The sequence below is a fragment of the Enterobacter quasimori genome (assembly GCF_018597345.1).
In the GTDB taxonomy this organism is placed as follows: Bacteria; Pseudomonadota; Gammaproteobacteria; order Enterobacterales; family Enterobacteriaceae; genus Enterobacter; species Enterobacter mori.
The window spans coordinates 344,288-364,039 of record NZ_JAHEVU010000004.1 but is presented as its reverse complement, the minus strand read 5'-3'; the positions used below and the strand labels follow the sequence as shown (position 1 = coordinate 364,039).

Genomic DNA, 19,752 nt, shown 5'->3' with positions numbered 1-19,752 from the left:
TAAATGGCAGGGCTATTTTTATTTTGGGTACACCACGATGTAAAAGTTATCGTCGTACATTTAGCGTATCGCTAAACATAAAAAAGGAGATACAGCATGCTGTATCTCCTGATATTTATTCCTGCACCCACCAGATGGCTTCAAACGGGCGCAATAGCCGCGTATCGGGGCGGGAGGGAACGTCCTCATAGTTGCTGAGTGCAACCCGCCATGCTCCCGGTGCGGGCTGCCACTGCTGGCGCTCGTGGCTCAGGTTTGCCGCAACAATCAGCGTCTGCCCCTGCCACTGGCGACGGTAGCACCACAGAGAAGGGTGTTCCGGCAGGAGATCCTCATAATCCCCCCACGTCAGCACCGGCAGGGTTTTGCGCAGGCTAATCAGCGACTGATAGGTATAGAAGACGGAATCCGCATCGTCCAGCGCCGCGCGGGCGTTCACGGTTTCGTAGTTGTCGCAGACGCCAATCCACGGTTCGCCCTCGCTAAAGCCCGCGTTGTGAGACGCGTCCCACTGCATTGGCGTGCGGCCATTATCCCGGGACTTACTCGCCAGAATCGCCAGTAATTCATCCGGATCGCGGCCGTTGGCGCGCAGTTCGGCGAACATGTTCAGGCTTTCCACATCGCGGTAATCGGTGATGCGGCTGAAGTGCGGGTTCGTCATCCCCAGCTCTTCACCCTGGTAGATATACGGCGTGCCCTGCATGCCGTGCAGCACCATCCCGAGCATCTTCGCGGCGTGAACGCGGTATTCTCCTTCGTCACCGAAGCGCGACACGATGCGCGGCTGGTCGTGGTTACACCAGAACAGCGCGTTCCAGGCTTTGTTATGCATCCCCTGCTGCCAGTGGCGGAAGAGGGTTTTCAGCGCCACGAAGTCCGGCTTCGCCTTCGTCCACTTTTCGCCGCCGGGGTAGTCCACCTTCAGGTGGTGGAAGTTAAAGGTCATCGACAGCTCGCTTCCGTCGAGCGACGCGTACTGCTGGCAGTTCTCCAGCGAGGTCGAGGACATCTCGCCTACCGTCATCAGGTTGCGCGGGGTAAAGACGTCGCGGCTCATCTCCTGCAGATATTCATGAACGCGCGGCCCGTCGGTATAGAAGCGGCGGCCGTCGCCGATGTTGTCGTCCGGGAAATCCTGATCTTTCGAAATCAGGTTAATGACATCGAGGCGCAAGCCGTCGACGCCGCGGTCGGCCCAGAACGCGCACACTTTTTTCAGCTCGGCGCGCACTTCAGGGTTCTCCCAGTTGAGGTCCGCCTGCTCCGGCGCGAACAGGTGCAGATAATACTGCTCGCTCTCCGCGTGCCAGCGCCAGGCGTTGCCGCCAAACTTGGAGCGCCAGTTGTTGGGCAACTGCTCAGGCGTGCCGTCGCGCCAGATGTAGAACTGGCGGTACGGGCTCTCTTTGTTCAGCGATTCCCGGAACCAGGGGTGCTGGGTTGAGGTGTGGTTGAACACCATATCCAGCACGATGCGAATGCCGCGCTGGTGCGCCTCGGCGACCAGTTCGTCGAAATCATCCAGCGTGCCGTACGCCGGGTCGATGGCGGTGTAATTCGCCACGTCGTAGCCGTTATCCACCTGCGGGGAGATATAAAACGGCGTCAGCCAGATGGCGTCGATGCCGAGGGTTTTCAGGTAGTCCAGACGCTGCGTCACGCCGCGTAAATCGCCTGTGCCGCTGCCGGTGGTGTCCTGGAAACTCTTGGGGTAAATCTGGTAGATAACGCCGTTTTGCCACCAGTGAGGAAGGGTATTCATAGTGTGTTCCTGCAAATGCGAAGGGGCGCAACTGCGCCCCGAAAGAGAGAGTTAAACAATCTGCAGCGAGCCCTGACGGAACTTACGCTGGTAAACCACGGTAGTCAGCGCCATTGGGACGATAATCGCGATGGCCATTGCCAGGGCGAACACCTGCCAGTAAGCGGGCTGGATGGAGAGGATGCCCGGCAGGCCGCCGACGCCAATCCCGTTTGCCATTACGCCGTTCAGTCCGCACACCAGGCCCGCCAGACCGGAACCGATCATCGCGCAGAGCATCGGGAAGCGGTATTTCAGGTTGATACCGTACATCGCCGGTTCGGTGACGCCGAGGTAGGCGGAGATGGCCGCCGGAACGGAGATCTCGCGTTCGTTGTGCTTGCGGCTGACGATGATGATGCCGGTCACCGCGGACGCCTGAGCAATGTTAGACAGGGCGATAATCGGCCAGACCGGCGTGCCGCCGAGGCTCTGGATCATCTGCATATCAATCGCCAGCGTGGTCTGGTGCACGCCGGTGATCACCAGCGGGGCGTACAGGAAGCCAAACAGCGCGGCGCCAATCGGGGCGAAGCTGCCGGTCATCAGGTGACGCACCGCGAAGGCCACGCCGTCGCCAATCATGCGGCCAAACGGACCGATAAAGGCATGCGCCAGGAACACCGCCAGAATCAGCGAGCAGACCGGCACCACCACCAGATAGAGGTAATCCGGCACGATGCGCTTCAGTCGGGTTTCAATAAAGCCCAGCGCCAGGCCCGCCAGCAGGGCCGGAATGACCTGCGCCTGATAGCCCACTTTGGCGATGGTAAACAGGCCGAAGTTCCACACCTCCGGCACCTGCTGCCCAAGTAAGTAAGCGTTCATTAACTGTGGAGAGACCAGCGTGACGCCCAGCACGATACCCAGAATCGGCGTGCCGCCCATTTTGCGTACCGCCGACCAGCAGATCCCCACCGGCAGGTAGAAGAAGATCGCTTCGCCAATCAGCCACAGGAAGTCATAGATGCTTTGCAGCGCCGGGTACATCTGCGCCAGGGTTTTGCCGTCGCTCATCGGCACATCGCCGATGACGTTACGGAAGCCTAAGATTAAGCCCCCGCTGATCAGCGCCGGCAGCAGCGGGAAGAAGATCTCCGCGAAGTGGGAAATCAGCTGTTCGTGCCACTTCATATTCTGGCGCGCGGCCTTCTTCGCCTGCTCTTTATCGGCGGAGGAGTGCCCGGTCGTTGCCAGCAGAGCCTGATAGTAATCGCCCACTTCGGTACCAATCACCACCTGGAACTGACCGGCGTTGGTGAAGCAGCCTTTAACCATGGAAAGTTCTTCAATGGCCTTCGGATTGGCTTTGGCCGGATCGTTCAGCACGAAGCGCAGGCGGGTAATGCAATGGCTGACGGTAGCGATGTTTTCGCGGCCGCCGACCAGGACGATCAACTGATCGATATCTGCTTGTTTGACTTTACTCATCATGAAACCTCATGACAGATGTTGAGGGGGTAATGACCTGAGCGCAAGCCTACTCCTTCAGCGTGACGGCGAAAATGGGAACGTTCCCGAAATCGGGCGAAGATCACAATAAACCGTTGAGCGGGGGTTAAGAAAGGTGGGCAGGAATAACGATCTGACGCGGCTCAGCGCGCCCGTTGATCTGCTCGATCAACTGCGCGGCGGCCTGTCTGCCGGACTCGGCGTAGCCCGGGTCGACGGTAATAATTTCCGGGTGCAAAAACTTCATCAGCGGCGTGCTGCCGACGCTCGCCACCTGCAGGTTATCGATACGCTGCTCCTGCAGATATTTACTCGCGCCCAGCGCCAGGGTATCCGTGGCGCACACCAGCGCGGTGGTTTGCGGCGTCAGGACGCTGGCGACCTGCTCGTAGCCCTGCTTCATGCCCAGCCCCGGCAGGGAGGCCACGGCGGAGAGGTTGTGCTTTTTGCAAAAGGCCAGATAGGCCTCATGGCGGCGCTTGCCGGTGGTGACGTCCGCGTGCGGTACGCCGAGGAAGCTGATGTGGCGATGGCCTTCGTCAAACAGGCGCTGCATCAGGGTGATAATCGCGCCCTCGTCGTCATAGCAGACGGAGGCAAAACCGTGGGCATCGCGCGCCAGCAGCACCAGCGACGGCTGCCAGGGTTTTAGCATCTCGTCTTTGATGCCGGTAAAGCCGAACAGCACCACGCCGTCAATGTTGCGCCGCTGGAGCATACCCAGGTGCTCTTCCACCAGCTGCGGCGAGAACTGGCTCTCCATCATGATCGGGTCATATCCCTGCTCGTAGAAGGCGGGCAGCATGGTCTGCACGGCGAGGTTTTCAGACAGAGAGTCCAGACGCGAGACAATGATGGCGACCACTTTGTCACTCTGCCCGCGCATGGCGCGCGCGGAGCGGGATGGGGAAAAGCCGTGCTGGTTCATGACCGCCTCAACGCGCTCGCGGGTGCGTTCGCTGACGCCGCTTTCGTTGTTCAGCACGCGTGAGACGGTTGATTTCCCCACGCCGCTTAAACGCGCGATGTCTTTAATCGTAAGGCGGTTCTGCATGCTGTATTCCCTGTAACAACGACAAAATGGTCAATTGAGCCTAATGCTATAGCGCGATTTCGCTATGGGCAAAGTCTGGTTTACGTTCGGTTTATTTGCGTGGAGTTATAATACCGCCCGATTAGCCACAAACGGTATGGTTAAATCCTTATACTGCGCGGCGACACCCTGATTTTTACTTACCGGAGGCTTCATGGATCCCGATCCCACACCTCTCCTGAACGGGAGAATGCGTTCTTTCCGGTAAGCCAGCCTGTTGCTGACTCACCGGTGATGTGAGGCAGCAACGTCCCAAACGTTCCTGCTTGAAAAATTGAGTGCCTCTCAGGTACGGCCTTGCCACGCCTGAAGGAAATGCTGCGTCCGCATTCGCGGGTGCGGAGGAATGACTATGTTTAAAAATATCACCCGGCAGCTGCAGGCCCTGCTGAGCCGCCACCTGCCACACCGTCTTGTCCAGCGCGACCCGCTGCCAAACGCCAAAAGCATGGCGGGAGCGGCGATCCCCGCGTCCCTGACCGAACGCTGCCTGAACGTGGCGGCGATGGATGAAAACGAAGTCTGGCGCGCTTTTGGTGGGCACCCGGAAGGGCTGAACGCGGCAGAAGTGGAAAAAATCCGCGCCGTGCATGGCGATAACCTCATTCCGGCGCAAAAGCCGTCTCCGTGGTGGGTGCATCTGTGGCTCTGCTACCGCAACCCGTTTAACCTGCTGCTGACCGTGCTCGGCCTCATCTCCTATGCGACGGAAGATCTGTTTGCTGCAGGGGTGATTGCCCTGATGGTAGGCATCTCCACGCTGCTGAACTTTATTCAGGAGGCCCGCTCCACCAAAGCGGCGGACGCCCTGAAGGCGATGGTCAGCAACACCGCGACCGTCTCGCGCGTGATCAACGATCTCGGCGAAAACGCCTGGGTGGAATTGCCTATCGACCAGCTGGTGCCGGGCGATCTGGTAAAGCTGGCCGCGGGGGACATGATCCCGGCGGATTTACGCATCATCCAGGCACGCGATCTCTTCGTCGCGCAGGCCTCCCTGACCGGGGAATCCCTGCCCGTTGAAAAGGTGGCGCGCAGCCGCGACCCGCAGCAGATGAACCCGCTCGAGTGCGACACCCTGTGCTTTATGGGGACCACGGTGGTCAGCGGCACCGCGCAGGCAATTGTCACCGCCACCGGGGGCAACACCTGGTTTGGTCAGCTTGCCGGGCGCGTCAGCGAGCAGGAGAGCGAGCCGAACGCCTTCCAGAAAGGCATTGGCCGCGTCAGCATGCTGCTGATCCGCTTTATGATGGTGATGACGCCGATCGTGCTGCTGATCAACGGCTACACCAAGGGCGACTGGTGGGAAGCGGCGCTGTTCGCGCTCTCCGTGGCCGTCGGCCTGACGCCGGAAATGCTGCCGATGATCGTCACCTCCACGCTGGCGCGCGGGGCGGTGAAGCTCTCTAAACAGAAGGTGATCGTCAAACACCTCGACGCCATTCAAAACTTTGGCGCGATGGACATTCTCTGCACCGATAAAACCGGCACCCTGACGCAGGACAAAATCGTGCTGGAGAACCACACGGATATCGCCGGCAAAACCAGCGAGCGCGTGCTGCACAGCGCGTGGCTGAACAGCCATTATCAGACCGGGCTGAAAAACCTGCTCGACGTCGCGGTGCTGGAAGGGGTAGATGAAGAGTCCGCCCGCACGCTCTCCGGCCGCTGGCAGAAGGTGGATGAGATCCCGTTCGACTTCGAGCGCCGTCGCATGTCGGTGGTGGTGAGCGAGCAGCAGGACGTCCACCAGCTGATCTGCAAAGGGGCGCTGCAGGAGATCCTCAACGTGTCGACGCAGGTTCGCCATAACGGCGAGATCGTGCCGCTGGACGACACCATGCTGCGCCGCATCAAGCGCGTCACCGACAACCTGAACCGTCAGGGGCTGCGCGTGGTGGCGGTGGCGAGCAAGTTCCTGCCCGCGCGTGAGGGGGACTATCAGCGCATCGACGAATCCGATCTGATCCTCGAGGGTTACATCGCTTTCCTCGATCCGCCGAAAGAGACCACCGCACCGGCGCTGAAGGCGCTGAAGGCGAGCGGTATTACCGTCAAAATTCTCACCGGAGACAGCGAGCTGGTGGCGGCCAAAGTGTGCCATGAGGTGGGGCTGGACGCGGGTGACGTGGTGGTGGGAAGCGATATTGAACATCTCTCCGACGACGAGCTGGCGCAGCTTGCCCAGCGCACCACGCTGTTTGCCCGCCTGACGCCGATGCACAAAGAGCGCATCGTCACGCTGCTGCGTCGCGAAGGGCACGTGGTGGGCTTTATGGGCGACGGCATCAACGACGCGCCCGCGCTGCGTGCGGCGGATATTGGTATCTCCGTGGACGGCGCGGTGGACATTGCCCGCGAAGCGGCGGATATCATCCTGCTGGAAAAGAGCCTGATGGTGCTGGAGGAGGGCGTGATCGAAGGGCGCCGTACCTTTGCCAATATGCTCAAGTACATCAAGATGACCGCCAGCTCCAACTTCGGTAACGTCTTCAGCGTGCTGGTGGCGAGCGCGTTTCTGCCGTTCCTGCCGATGCTGCCGCTGCACCTGCTGATCCAGAACCTGATGTACGACGTGTCTCAGGTGGCGATCCCGTTTGATAACGTGGACGACGAGCAGATCCAGAAGCCGCAGCGCTGGAATCCGTCAGATCTTGGTCGTTTCATGCTGTTCTTTGGCCCGATCAGCTCCATCTTCGACATTCTTACCTTCTGCCTGATGTGGTTTGTGTTCCACGCCAACACTCCGGAACACCAGACGCTGTTCCAGTCCGGCTGGTTCGTGGTAGGGCTGCTGTCGCAGACGCTGATTGTGCATATGATCCGCACGCGCCGCATTCCGTTCATCCAGAGCCGCGCCGCATGGCCGCTGATTGTGATGACGGGGATTGTGATGGCGCTCGGCATCGCGCTGCCGTTCTCACCGCTGGCGAGCTACCTGCAGCTGCAGGCGCTGCCGCTGAGCTACTTCCCGTGGCTAGTGGCGATCCTCGCAGGCTATATGGTGCTGACCCAGATGGTGAAAGGGTTCTATGCGCGTCGGTATGGGTGGCAGTAAAAACATATCCTCACCCTAACCCTCTCCCTGAAAGGGAGAGGGGACCGCTCGGTGCTGCCTTTCACCCTCGCCCCTGTGGGGAGAGGGCCGGGGTGAGGGGACTGGCTTTCCTCTCAAATTCAACAACCTGTGATCTCCGTCGGCGCAATCGCTTGACGACAAATTGAGCGCATGTTAACAGAATGTTTTGCCTGTATTTGGCCCGTCAGATAAGGAACATTCATGTTACGGTACAGTCTCTTAACCGCCGGGCTGATGCTCGGCGCCTCTGCCTTTGCCGCCCCGGCAGGGGATCTCCCCTTAATGCCCTGGCCTGCGAAGGTCGAACGCCCGACGACCCAGGGCGCGCTGGTGCTTAACGATAAAATCTCTGTCAGCGTTAGCGGCGACGATCTGGGCGACGCCGTCAACCGCCTGCGCCAGCGCATCGCCCTGCAAACCGGCTGGACGCTGCAGCCTCAGGCTGAAAAGCCAGACAAACCGACTATCCGCATTGCCATCGCTAAAAAGGTAAAGCCGCAGCCGCTGCCGGACAGCGATGAAAGCTATAAGCTCACGGTGGATGCTAACGGCGTGACTATCTCCGCCAACACCCGTTTCGGTGCCTTGCGCGCCATGGAAACCCTGCTCCAGCTGATGCAGAACGGCGCGGAAAACACCTCGCTGCCGTGGGTCACCATTGAAGATTCACCGCGCTTCCCGTGGCGCGGGCTGCTGCTGGACTCGGCGCGTCACTTTATTCCGCTGCCGGATATCAAACGCCAGATCGACGGCATGGCCGCGGCGAAGCTCAACGTCCTGCACTGGCATTTGACCGACGATCAGGGCTGGCGCTTCAGCTCGAAGCGCTACCCTAAGCTGACGCAGCTTGCCAGCGACGGGCTGTTCTACACGCCTGAACAGATGCGCGAGGTGGTGCGTTACGCCGCCGAGCGCGGCATTCGCGTGGTGCCGGAGATCGACATGCCGGGCCACGCCTCGGCGATTGCCGTGGCCTACCCGGAGCTGATGAGCGCGCCGGGACCGTACGCCATGGAACGCCACTGGGGCGTGCTGAAGCCGGTGCTGGATCCGACAAAAGACGCAACCTATACCTTTGCCGACGCGATGATCAGCGAACTGGCGGCGATCTTCCCCGATCCGTATCTGCACATCGGCGGCGACGAGGTGGACGACAGCCAGTGGAAAGCGAACCCGGCTATCCAGCAGTTTATGCGCGACAAAAAGCTGGCGGACAGCCACGCGCTGCAGGCTTACTTCAACCGCAAGCTGGAAACGCTCCTCGAGAAGCATCACCGCCAGATGGTCGGCTGGGATGAGATCTACCATCCTGACCTGCCGAAAAGCATTCTGATCCAGTCCTGGCAGGGGCAGGACGCGCTGGGGCAGGTGGCGCAGAGCGGTTACAAGGGCATTCTGTCGACCGGCTTTTATCTCGACCAGCCCCAGTCCACCGCCTATCACTACCGCAACGAGATCGTCCCGCAGGGCTTAAACGGCGTGGACGTGATAGCGGACACCGACAGCGCCCAGAGCTGGGCCTTCTCCATGCCGCGCCTGAAGGGCAAGCCGGTGGAGGGGAGCTTCACGCTGGTGAAAGGGGATGCGGGCTGGCGCGGGTTTATTGATTTTGCCGGGAAATCCCGTCGCGCGGTGCAGAACATTGAGTGGCGGGATGACAGCCAGGTGACGTTTACCGTCGATACGTGGATGGGCGAAACGCGCCCGGTCGTCACCGTCGATAACGACAAACTCTCCGGCTATTTCCTTGTCGGGAATACGCGCTACCCAATCAGCGGCACGCGTCTGGAGGACGTGCCGAAAGGCGTTCCGCCGGTCGTGCCGGACGTGGCGAATCAGGCCAACCTGCTCGGCGGTGAAGCGGCGCTGTGGGCGGAAAACGTGGTGGCGCCGGTGCTGGATATCCGCCTGTGGCCGCGTACGTTTGCGGTGGCAGAGCGGCTGTGGTCGGCGCAGGACGTCAACGATGTCGACAACATGTACACCCGCCTGCAGGCGATGGACAGCTGGTCGACGGTGTCGGTCGGGCTACAGCAGCATACCCAGCAGCAGGTGCAGTTCACGCGCCTCGCCGGTAATGCCGACACCCTGCCGCTGCAGATCCTCGCGCAGGCGGTAGAGCCCGCGCAGTATTACACCCGTCAGCACCTGAAGTTCCAGGCCGGAAACTATCATCAGTTCGAGCCCCTCAACCGCTTTGCGGATGCGCTGAACGCCGAAAGCGCCACCGTGCGCCAGATGCACAAATGGGCGGACCGTCTGGTGAGCGATGCGGAAGACACGGAAAGCGCCGACGCCCTGCGCCACGTCTTTAACCGCTGGCAGAGCAACACCAGCGACGCGCTGGCCTTAAGCGAAAACAGCTATCAGCTGAAGGCGATGAAGCCGGTGATCCAGGAGGTGGATAAGCTGGCCTCAATTGGCCTGCGGCTGACGGATCTGGTGGCGCGCCAGGGCACGCTGGATGATCAAGAGATCGCCTCGATTCAGAGCGAACTGGATAACGCGGCGAAGGTGCAGGACGAAGTGGTGATTGCGGCGGTCTATCCGCTTGAGACGCTGCTTCGCGCCACGCGGAATCCGTAGCGGGCCATAAAAAAGGCAGCCCCAGGCTGCCTTATCGTCGACAAAGCAAATTAGCGACGTACGGCAATCGCTTCGATTTCAATTTTCACGTCTTTTGGCAGACGCGCCACTTCCACGCAGGAGCGCGCCGGGAAGGTGGCGTTGTGCTCGGTGAAGAACGCTTCGTAGGTAGCGTTAACGGTCGCGAAATCGTTCAGATCCTTCACGAAAACGGTGGTTTTGACGATATCGCCTACTTTCAGACCGGCAGATTCAACGATAGCCTGCACGTTTTCCAGCGACTGGCGCGCCTGAGCCGCCACGTCGGCCGGGACTTCACCGGTTTTTGGGTTCACCGGGATCTGGCCCGAAGTGATGATCATGCTGCCCAGATCAACGCCCTGAACGTATGGGCCGATAGCCGCTGGTGCATTTTCCGTCGCGAGTACTTTGGTCATGATTTCTCCAGAATAACAGCTGATTTAAGAGTCCCGGCCATTATAGGGAGGCCGGGATCCTTTACCAACCTCAATTAGTTGGCCAGCACCACATAATGAGAAAACTCTTTTTCACAGTATTTGCATTTGAGCGCGATGTCATCGGCGCGTTTTTTCACTGCAAAGCTGGAGGAAACCGGCTCAGCATGGCTGATGCAGTTGCTGTTCGGGCAGACCAGCACGCTTTCGATGCGATCCGGCAGGCTCGGGCGGGATTTACCGACCACTTCATACTCGTCGATGCGGTTGACGGTGGCGTCCGGCGCGTACAGCGACAGCTGGTTAACCTGCTCGTCGGTCAGGAAGGTATTCTCGATTTTAATCAGGTCCTTGCGGCCCATTTCACCTGACGGCAGGTTCAGGCCGATGGTGATGCGCTGGTCGGTTTCGGTCAGTTTGAACAGCGTCAGCAGCTTAAAGCCCACCTGCGCAGGGATGTGGTCAATCACGGTGCCACGCTTGATGGCTTCAACCTGGAGTTTGTTATCGTGTGTCATGGTCGTTTCCCCTTACAGTGCCAATTCGCGATTCAGAACCAGTGCCAGTAACGCCTGGCGGGCGAAGATGCCGTTTCCGGCCTGCTGGAAGTACCAGGCGTGCGGCGTTTTATCCACGTCTGTGGTGATCTCATCGATGCGCGGCAGCGGATGCAGCACCTTCATGTTGTCGCGCGCGCCCTCGAGGTCGCTGGCGCGCAGCACGAACTGCGCCTTCACGTTGGCGTATTCGGACGGATCCAGACGCTCTTTCTGCACGCGGGTCATGTACAGAATATCCACGTGGCTCATCACCTCTTCGATGCTGGCGTGCAGGCTCCACTGAATGCCTTTCTCGTCCAGCATGTCGAGAATGTACTGCGGCATCGCCAGCGCGTCCGGCGCGATGAAGTAGAAGCGGTTGCCGTTAAATTTCGCCAGCGCCTGGGTCAGGGAGTGGACGGTGCGGCCATATTTCAGGTCGCCGACCATGGCGATATTCAGGTTCTCGAGCTTGCCCTGGGTCTCCTGAATGGTGAACAGATCCAGCAGGGTCTGCGTCGGATGCTGGTTGGCACCGTCACCGGCGTTCAGTACCGGAATGCCGCCGGAGAACTCGGTCGCCAGGCGCGCCGCGCCCTCCTGCGGATGACGCATCACAATCGCGTCGACGTAGGTGCTAATCACTGAAATGGTATCCGCCAGGGTCTCGCCTTTTTTACCCAGCGACGTGTTGCTGCTGTCCGAGAAGCCCACCACGCTCGCCCCCAGGCGGTGCATGGAGGTCTCAAAGGAGAGGCGGGTGCGGGTCGAGGCTTCAAAGAAGCAGCTCGCAATCACCTTGTGCTTCAGCAGCTCCGGTTGCGGATTGGCCTTCAGTTTTGCCGCGGTTTCCAGAACCAGTTCCAGCTCTTCGCGGCTGAGGTCGTTTATGGAAATGATGTGTTTTTGATAAAGCGGATTCATGTTTATCTCCTGACGCCGGGCAAAAAAAAGCCCCTCAAACTAGGGGCTCTGGGAATAGGTTTAGCAACGGGAAGAAAAACGGCAGGCCAGCGTCTGATTTCAGACGCGGTAAGACGTTATGTCGTACACGCTTGACCATGCTTCCTCCCGGCAAATTGTCGGGCATTATACGCAGCTCGTTTTGCGGATCAAGCGATTTAATGCACGCTTTACTCAATGCAAACGGTTCTTTATGAATATTAATGCATTCTAAGCAAATAATTAATTTGCTTATGTACCAGCGCGGTGCGCTTCACGACCCGGGGGGCGACCCAGACGATACTGCTTCCGGCCACCACGCCTAAAATCTCCGGTAACTGGTGATAATCCAGAATACGCGCCACCGCGCGGCCATATCCGGCAACGGTATGGATAAGGATAAATTCGCTATTGTGCTCCACGCTCACCACCATTTCGGAGACGGTGCGCGCGGCGTCGGGGGCCGGGCGCAGCTGAGGATTCAGCGAATAAATCTTTAGCCCTTTGGCATTTCTAATTTTTATGACGCCGAGCAATTTAAGCAGACGTGAAACGGTGGACTGGCTGATGGTCTCAAAACCACGCTCCTGCAAATCGCGGCGGATCTCCTCCTGGGAGAGATAGCTCTTTTCTGCGATCAGGCGCTGGCAGACCGTCAGCTGTAGTTGCTCTTTGGGAGAGTACTCTTCGTAATCCATCATAGTTCCCATATCAGTTCCCGAAATAACCGGTGGCACCGCACCGATCCGTAGGCCGGATAAGCGCAGCGCCATCCGGCAAATCACAACAAGGCACCCAGGCTCAACGCCACCATGATCACTACCGTTAATATCCCCAGCAGCGGCGCAACCCATTTCAGATAGCGCACGTAGGGCACGCGGGCGATCGCCAGCCCGCCCATCACGACGGCTGAGGTGGGAGTGACCAGGTTAACGATGCCGGACGCCGACTGGTAGGCCGTGACCACCAGGTCGCGGTTGACGTTAGCGAAATCGGCAAGGGGCGCCATGATCGGCATCGTCAGAACGGCCAGGCCGGACGAAGAAGGCACAAGAAACGACAGCACCACTTCCAGCCAGTACATCACGTTGATGAACGCCACCGTCGATAACCCGGTAACCATCCCCTCGGCGCTGTGCAAAATGGTGTGGGTAATCATGCCCTTATCCATGATCACTACGATACCGCGCGCGATGCCGATAATCAGCGCGACGCCCAGCAAATCTCGCGCGCCGTTGATAAACGTCGAGGTCAGCTCCTCTTCGCTCATGCGGGCGATCAGGCCGACGATAATCGCGCTGGCGAGAAACACCGCCGAAATCTCCGCCATCCACCAGCCCAGCACCGCCACGCCGTAAATCATCACCGCGAAGGCGAGGGCAAAAATCACCAGGATGATTTTGCGCACCGGGGTGAACTCCAGCGACTGTTCGCCCTTGTTGCCGAGGAAATGGGCGCGGTTCTCTTCCTGTTTGTCTGCGACGATCGACAGCGACGGATCCTTGCGCACCTTGCGGGCGTAACGCATTACCCACGCCACGCAGATGATCCAGCCGATGACCAGCAGCGCCACGCGCAGGGCAATGCCGTTGGTGAAGGGGATCCCGGCGGCGTTGGCGGCGATCACCGTGGCAAACGGGTTGATGGTGGAACCTAGGGTGCCGATCCCCGCCCCGAGCAGCACGGTGGAGGCGGCGACAACCGGATCGAAACGCGCGGCCAGCATTACCGGCACCAGCAGGGTGTAAAACGGCAGAGACTCTTCGGCCATACCGTAAATCGTGCCGCCTGCGGCAAATAGCGCCATCAGGATCGGGATCATCCACTCCTCGCGTCCGCGCAGTCGGGTGGTCACACGCTCGATCCCGGCGTCAATTGCCCCGGTTTTGGTGACGATCCCGAGAAATCCCCCGATGATCAGAATAAACAGCGCAACGTCGATCGCCCCGGCCTGGCCGGATTCCGGATCGTACAGCCCGGCAATCGGCGCCATCAGGACGGAAACCAGCCCCTGCGGGTGCGCCGCCACGTGCGCGTAGGTTCCGGCAACCGGCACTTCTTTGCCGAGCGCCTCGTTCATTGCCATATGGTACTGCCCGGCCGGTACAACCCACGTCAGCACGGCTACAACGGCAATCAGAAAAAAGAGGATGGTGTAAGCGGAGGGAAACTTGAACTTGCCCATGATGTTCTCCTGAACCCGGCGCACCCCGCGGCGCGCCGGGCGGTGATTAGTCGCCGAGTGTCGCCACCATGACCGCTTTAATGGTGTGCATGCGGTTTTCTGCTTCGTCGAAGACGATGGAGTTCGGCGATTCGAAGACCTCTTCCGTCACCTCCAGCCCCTTCAGGCCGTACGCCATCTCGATCTCGCGGCCCACTTTGGTGTGTTCGTTGTGGAACGCCGGCAGGCAGTGCATGAATTTGACGTTCGGGTTGCCGGTGGCCTTCATCACCTGGGCGTTAATCTGATACGGCTTCATCAGGCTGACGCGCTCGGCCCAGGCTTCCTTCGGCTCGCCCATGGAGACCCACACGTCGGTGTAGAGGAAATCGGTCCCCCGCACGCCTTCTTCCACGTCGTCGGTGAGGGTGATGCGCGCGCCCGTCTCTTTGGCGATGGCGCGGCACTGCTCAACCAGCCCCGCTTCCGGCCAGAAGGATTTCGGCGCGACGAGGCGGATATCCATCCCCATCTTGGCCGCGCCCACCATCAGGGAGTTGCCCATGTTGTTGCGCGCGTCGCCGAGATAGGCAAAGCTCAGCTCCGGCAGGGTTTTGCCCGGCGCGTGCTCCAGCATGGTCATCAGGTCGGCGAGGATTTGGGTTGGGTGGAACTCGTCGGTCAGGCCGTTCCACACCGGCACGCCCGCGTACTCGCCCAGCTCTTCGACGATGGCCTGACCGTAGCCGCGGTATTCGATGCCGTCGTACATGCGGCCCAGCACGCGGGCGGTGTCTTTCATCGACTCTTTATGGCCGATCTGCGATCCGCTTGGGCCGAGGTAGGTGACCTGCGCGCCCTGGTCGAACGCGCCCACTTCAAAGGCGCAGCGGGTGCGGGTGGAGGTTTTTTCAAAGATCAGGGCGATGTTTTTCCCGACCAGGGTTTGCTTCTCGCGCCCGGCTTTTTTGGCGGCCTTCAGCTCGATGGCAAGGTCGATCAGGTACTGGATCTCCGCCGGGGTGTAGTCCAGCAGTTTGAGGAAGTTGCGGTTTTTCAGGTTGATGGTCATGGGTAAATCCTTTTTAAATTAATGTCTAAGACCTTACCCCTCACCCTAACCCTCTCCCCAGAGGGGCGAGGGGATGGTTTGCTCCCTCTCCCCTCTGGGGAGAGGGCAGGGGTGAGGGGCGAGGGCGAAGTTACTCAGTTACGAATCAGCGTGCCTTTCTCGCCCGCCAGGATCTCCGCGCCGTCATTCAGCGCGCCGATCCCGGCAATGCCGCCGCAGGCCTCAACAAACTCGCGGCAGGCGGCCACTTTCGGCCCCATCGATCCGGCGTCGAACTGCATGCCCCTGAGCAGCTCCGGCGTCACCTGTGCCAGCGGGCGCTGGGTCGGCTTGCCCCAGTCGAGGTACACCGCGTCGGCGTCGGTGAGTATCAGCAGGGCGTCGGCCTCGATCTGGCGTGCCAGCAGGGCGGCGGAGAGGTCTTTGTCGATCACCGCCTCAATCCCGCGATAGCCGTTGGCGTGTTCCACCACCGGCACGCCGCCGCCACCGTTGCAGATCACCAGGTGGTCGCGCTGGATCAGCGCCGTGATGGCGTCGCTCTCGACGATGCGCTTCGGCTGCGGCGACGGCACCACGCGGCGGACGTAGCTGCCGTCGGCCTTAAACACCCAGCCTTTCTCCGCGGCCAGCGTTTTTGCCTGGGCTTCGCTGTAGACCGGGCCGATGTACTTGGTCGGGTTGCTGAAGGCCGGGTCGGCGGCGTCCACTTCTACCTGGGTGAGCAGGACGCTCACCTCGCGCTGCGGCAGATTGTTTTTCAGCGCCTGCTGGAGCATGTAGCCGATCATTCCCTGGCTTTCCGCGCCGAGAACGTCCAGCGGGTAGGGCGTGACTTTGTCGTAGGCGCTGTTCTGCAGCGCCAGCAGCCCGACCTGCGGCCCGTTGCCGTGTACCAGCACCACGCGCCACTGTGCCGTCAGCCCGGCGATGGTGCGGGCGGCCTGCTCGATGTTCTGGCGCTGGATCTCCGCTTCCAGCGGCTCGCCGCGCTTGAGCAGCGCGTTGCCGCCCAGGGCCACAACCAGAGTGGGTTTTCGTTCCATGATGGCTCCTTTAAATTCCGTCGCGTTCCAGCGGGCAGCTCATGCAGCGCGCGCCGCCGCGGCCGCGTCCGAGTTCGTCGCCCGGGATGGGCAGCACGGTGATACCCGCTTTGTCGTACTTCTCGTTGGTCCAGACGTTGCGCTCGTAGCCGATCACCACGCCGGGGCGGATGGTCAGCACGTTATTGGCGTCGTTCCACTGTTCGCGTTCGGCCTCAAAGGCGTCGCCGCCGGTGGTGATCAGACGTACCTGGTTAATGCCGAGCGCTTTCTCGATGGCGTGCAGCAGGTCGGTTTCCTGCGTGCGCAGCAGGCCGCCGCGTCCGTCCGGGGTGAGCGTCCAGCACTGGGCGTCTTTGCGCACCACTTCCGGGTAGACGGAGAAGGTATCCACGTCGATGTGGGTCATGACGGTGTCGAGGTGCATGCAGGAGCGGTGTTTTGGCAGCTCAACGGCGATCACGCGCTCGGCCTGGCGGTGTTTGAACAGGCTGTTGGCGAGGAACTCCACGCCCTGCGGCGTCGTGCGTTCGGACATGCCGATCAGTACCGCGCCGCGGCCAATAACCAATACGTCGCCGCCTTCTAAGGTGGCGTGGTCGTAATTAATATTTTCGTCGCCGAAATACTTAATAAAATCGCCGTCGGCGAACGCCGGGTGCCAGCGATATATTGCCCTCAGGTTATTGGTTTCACGCTGACGGGCCGGTTTGGCCATTGGGTTAATAGAGACGCCGTTATAGATCCAGCAGGAGGTATCGCGGGTAAATAAATGGTTCGGCAGCGGCTTCATAATAAAATCATTCGCCGTGTGGGTATCCACCACCATATTTTTAATGGCCGCCGGAATTTCACCGTAGGTTAATCCGCCGCTTAATCTGCGCGCCAGTTCACGGTGCGGCATATCCGCCAGCCAGCCGCGCACGTCGCCGGCAAAGGTAGGGCCGAGGCGATAGTCAGAGATTTGCGTCTCCAGCAGCCAGGCTTTCGCCTCAGCAATATCAAGGGTTTGCGTCAGAAGGTTGGTCAATAGCAGGACTTCCACACCCTGCTCGCGCAGCGTGTTTGCGAAGATGTCATGCTCCTCACCCGCCCGCTCTACCGAGAGCACGTCATCGAAAAGCAGCTCCTGGCAATTCGATGGCGTTAAGCGTTTCAGACTTAAATTTGGGCGGTGCAACATAACGCTACGCAATTGACCAATTTCAGAACCGACGTAATGCTTTTCCATAATTATTCCTTTAACTGTTTTTCAGAATAAAAAGGGCATGCGCCATGTAACGTATTTAATTTCATGGCGGCTAAGCTCAATTGATTTCGTAATTCATACTAGGCAGTTAAATAATCCGTATTGTGATATTGCTCACGCGAAAATGGATATTAAGCAGTTTGTTTTCATTTGCATGATTCGCATCAGATAATGATTAATTTCATATTGGTGAGGGATGAATAGCTAAGCAGGATCCGGTGGCATTATTTGGGTTTGTTATTATTTTGTAGATTTTAATCTTTTGAAATATATTGTTATGTGACTGATTTTAAACGATAAGAGTCATGGGTGGGAATGGCTATGCAATTAACGTAATTAACTATTTGTGACTTAAGAAAAATCAATAAATAATTATGGTTTTTTAGAGCAAATTATCAAAACAGTAAAGTGTGAGGCGGCAACGGGTTTTGTTAATTAAAGAGAATGATCAAGAGGTTAGAGCAGCAGTGCGATAAGCGCCGATCGAGGTTATGCATAACCCCTGCATAAATGCCCGGGCAGGATTAACAGTGAATTAACACCTTTCCCGATAAACATGCGCTCGCGCAAACCTCGTCCAAAAAGGGCTGGTATGGCAGCCGGGATTCTCGTATAAAAGATAAAAATGAAACATTGTTTTATATTGAGGGTTGAAACATGATTATCGGCAACATCCACCATCTGCAGTCCTGGCTGCCTGACGATCTGCGTCAGGCCATTGAGCACGTCAAAGCCCACGTCACCGACGCCACGTCGCTCGGGAAACACGACATCAACGGCAACAGCCTGTTTTATCTGGTCTCTGAAGATACAACCCAGCCGTTCGCCGAGCGTCGCGCCGAGTACCACGCGCGCTATCTGGATATTCAGATCGTGATGAAGGGACAGGAAGGGATGACATTCAGCACCCTGCCGCCCGGCACGCCGGACACCGACTGGCTGGCGGACAAAGACATCGCGTTCCTGCCGGAAGGCGAGCAGGAGAAAACCGTGGTGTTGAGCGAAGGGGATTTCGTGGTGTTCTGGCCGGGCGAGGTGCATAAGCCGCTGTGCGCGGTGGGGGCACCTGCTAAGGTCAGGAAAGTTGTGGTGAAGATGCTGGTAGAGTAACCCTTACCCCTCACCCTAACCCTCTCCCCACAGGGGAGAGGGGACTGCTCCGAGCCGTCTTTTCCCCCTCGCCCCTTTGGGGAGAGGGCCGGGGTGAGGGGCAATATGTGATCCAGCTTAAATTTCCCGCACTCCCTCTCCATCTCTCATTTACCTGCGCTTTTCCTGCGTCATAGTATGATCGTTAAATTAATGAACGCTGTTCTATAATGTAGAACAAAATGATTCAGCAAGGAGATCTCATGCCGCAGTCCGCGTTGTTCACGGGAATCATTCCCCCTGTCTCCACCATCTTTACCGCCGATGGCCAGCTCGATAAGCAGGGCACCGCCGCGCTGATCGACGATCTGATCAAAGCAGGCGTTGACGGCCTGTTCTTCCTGGGCAGCGGCGGCGAGTTCTCCCAGCTCGGCGCCGAAGAGCGTAAAACCATTGCCCAGTTTGCGATCGATCATGTCGATCGTCGCGTGCCGGTCCTGATCGGCACCGGCGGCACCAACGCCCGGGAAACCATTGCGCTCAGCCAGCACGCGCAGCAGGCGGGGGCGGACGGCATCGTGGTGATCAACCCCTACTACTGGAAAGTGTCGGAAGCGAATCTGATCCGCTATTTCGAGCAGGTGGCGGACAGCGTCACGCTGCCGGTGATGCTCTATAACTTCCCGGCGCTGACCGGGCAGGATCTGACCCCGGCGCTGGTGAAAACCCTCGCCGATTCGCGCAGCAACATCGTCGGCATCAAAGACACCATCGACTCCGTCGCCCACCTGCGCAGCATGATCCATACCGTCAAAGCCGCTCACCCGCACTTCACCGTGCTGTGCGGCTACGACGATCATCTGTTTAATACCCTGCTGCTCGGCGGCGACGGGGCGATTTCGGCGAGCGGCAACTTTGCTCCGCAGGTGTCGGTGAATCTTCTGAAAGCCTGGCGGGATAAAGACGTGGCGAAAGCGGCTGAGTATCATCAGACCCTGCTGCAAATCCCGCAGATGTATCAGCTGGATACGCCGTTTGTGAACGTGATTAAAGAGGCGATTGTGCTCTGCGGCCGCCCGATCTCCACGCACGTGCTGCCGCCCGCGTCACCGCTGGACGCGCCGCGCAAGGCACAGCTGAAAACCCTGCTGCAACAGCTTAAGCTCTGCTGAGCCGGAC

Annotated in this window: 16 protein-coding genes and 1 pseudogene; 5 read left to right on the top strand and 12 right to left on the bottom strand. The window is 59.2% G+C overall.

Annotated features, from left to right (window positions below; all coding sequences use genetic code 11):
• Positions 1 to 115: 115 nt before the first annotated feature.
• The 3 genes from treC to treR form a co-directional block, all read right to left on the bottom strand.
• Entirely contained in the window at positions 116 to 1,765 is a 1,650-nt protein-coding gene (treC, locus tag KK102_RS17345; protein ID WP_216358106.1) for an alpha,alpha-phosphotrehalase, read from the bottom strand.
• A gap of 51 nt (positions 1,766 to 1,816) precedes the next feature.
• Positions 1,817 to 3,235, bottom strand: coding sequence for a PTS trehalose transporter subunit IIBC (gene treB, locus KK102_RS17340; protein WP_216358156.1), 1,419 nt, complete (start codon positions 3,233 to 3,235; stop codon positions 1,817 to 1,819).
• Between the two features lie 127 nt (positions 3,236 to 3,362).
• Positions 3,363 to 4,310 carry a trehalose operon repressor TreR gene (gene treR / locus KK102_RS17335; protein ID WP_032651468.1) on the bottom strand — a complete coding sequence of 316 codons (948 nt, stop codon included), beginning with the start codon at positions 4,308 to 4,310 and terminating at the stop codon, positions 3,363 to 3,365.
• Between the two features lie 391 nt (positions 4,311 to 4,701).
• Here treR and mgtA point away from each other — a divergent pair, with 391 nt between their 5' ends.
• The gene (gene mgtA / locus KK102_RS17330; protein ID WP_216358105.1) at positions 4,702 to 7,410 is read left to right on the top strand and encodes a magnesium-translocating P-type ATPase; all 2,709 of its coding nucleotides are present in this window, start codon (positions 4,702 to 4,704) and stop codon (positions 7,408 to 7,410) included.
• Between the two features lie 222 nt (positions 7,411 to 7,632).
• A complete protein-coding gene (locus tag KK102_RS17325; RefSeq protein WP_216358104.1) occupies positions 7,633 to 10,017 on the top strand; it encodes a beta-N-acetylhexosaminidase in 2,385 nt (794 codons plus the stop codon).
• Between the two features lie 50 nt (positions 10,018 to 10,067).
• Here the strand turns inward: KK102_RS17325 and ridA are convergent, their stop codons facing one another.
• The 4 genes from ridA to KK102_RS17305 form a co-directional block, all read right to left on the bottom strand.
• Entirely contained in the window at positions 10,068 to 10,454 is a 387-nt protein-coding gene (gene ridA / locus KK102_RS17320) for a 2-iminobutanoate/2-iminopropanoate deaminase (protein ID WP_014882305.1), read from the bottom strand.
• A gap of 74 nt (positions 10,455 to 10,528) precedes the next feature.
• Entirely contained in the window at positions 10,529 to 10,990 is a 462-nt protein-coding gene (gene pyrI, locus KK102_RS17315; protein ID WP_023310197.1) for an aspartate carbamoyltransferase regulatory subunit, read from the bottom strand.
• 12 nt (positions 10,991 to 11,002) lie between these two features.
• Entirely contained in the window at positions 11,003 to 11,935 is a 933-nt protein-coding gene (gene pyrB / locus KK102_RS17310; protein WP_024907262.1) for an aspartate carbamoyltransferase, read from the bottom strand.
• 34 nt (positions 11,936 to 11,969) lie between these two features.
• Positions 11,970 to 12,074, bottom strand: a complete 105-nt coding sequence (locus KK102_RS17305) for a pyrBI operon leader peptide (RefSeq protein WP_185805611.1) — start codon at positions 12,072 to 12,074, stop codon at positions 11,970 to 11,972.
• Here KK102_RS17305 and KK102_RS17300 point away from each other — a divergent pair.
• Positions 12,054 to 12,171: pseudogene (locus KK102_RS17300) on the top strand (hypothetical protein). The gene KK102_RS17305 and the pseudogene KK102_RS17300 sit on opposite strands and share 21 nt — an antisense overlap.
• 3 nt (positions 12,172 to 12,174) lie before the next feature.
• Here the strand turns inward: KK102_RS17300 and KK102_RS17295 are convergent.
• The 5 genes from KK102_RS17295 to arcA form a co-directional block, all read right to left on the bottom strand.
• Positions 12,175 to 12,654, bottom strand: coding sequence for an arginine repressor (locus tag KK102_RS17295; protein WP_028015317.1), 480 nt, complete (start codon positions 12,652 to 12,654; stop codon positions 12,175 to 12,177).
• Positions 12,655 to 12,734: 80 nt separating this feature from the next.
• Positions 12,735 to 14,138: a YfcC family protein gene (locus KK102_RS17290; RefSeq protein WP_126545582.1), complete on the bottom strand. Its 1,404-nt coding sequence runs from the start codon at positions 14,136 to 14,138 to the stop codon at positions 12,735 to 12,737.
• A gap of 46 nt (positions 14,139 to 14,184) precedes the next feature.
• Positions 14,185 to 15,189 (bottom strand): ornithine carbamoyltransferase, encoded by a 1,005-nt coding sequence (gene argF / locus KK102_RS17285; RefSeq protein ID WP_032651476.1) that lies wholly within the window; start codon positions 15,187 to 15,189, stop codon positions 14,185 to 14,187.
• A gap of 134 nt (positions 15,190 to 15,323) precedes the next feature.
• Positions 15,324 to 16,235 (bottom strand): carbamate kinase, encoded by a 912-nt coding sequence (arcC, locus tag KK102_RS17280; protein ID WP_216358103.1) that lies wholly within the window; start codon positions 16,233 to 16,235, stop codon positions 15,324 to 15,326.
• A 10-nt stretch (positions 16,236 to 16,245) separates the two neighbouring features.
• The gene (gene arcA / locus KK102_RS17275) at positions 16,246 to 17,466 is read right to left on the bottom strand and encodes an arginine deiminase (RefSeq protein WP_216358102.1); all 1,221 of its coding nucleotides are present in this window, start codon (positions 17,464 to 17,466) and stop codon (positions 16,246 to 16,248) included.
• A gap of 675 nt (positions 17,467 to 18,141) precedes the next feature.
• Between arcA and KK102_RS17270 the strand changes: the two genes are divergently transcribed.
• Both KK102_RS17270 and yagE read left to right on the top strand, forming a co-directional pair.
• Complete coding sequence (locus KK102_RS17270; RefSeq protein ID WP_216358101.1) at positions 18,142 to 18,594, top strand: YhcH/YjgK/YiaL family protein; 453 nt, start codon at positions 18,142 to 18,144, stop codon at positions 18,592 to 18,594.
• Positions 18,595 to 18,836: 242 nt separating this feature from the next.
• Positions 18,837 to 19,745 (top strand): 2-keto-3-deoxygluconate aldolase, encoded by a 909-nt coding sequence (gene yagE, locus KK102_RS17265; RefSeq protein WP_032651481.1) that lies wholly within the window; start codon positions 18,837 to 18,839, stop codon positions 19,743 to 19,745.
• Positions 19,746 to 19,752: the final 7 nt, after the last annotated feature.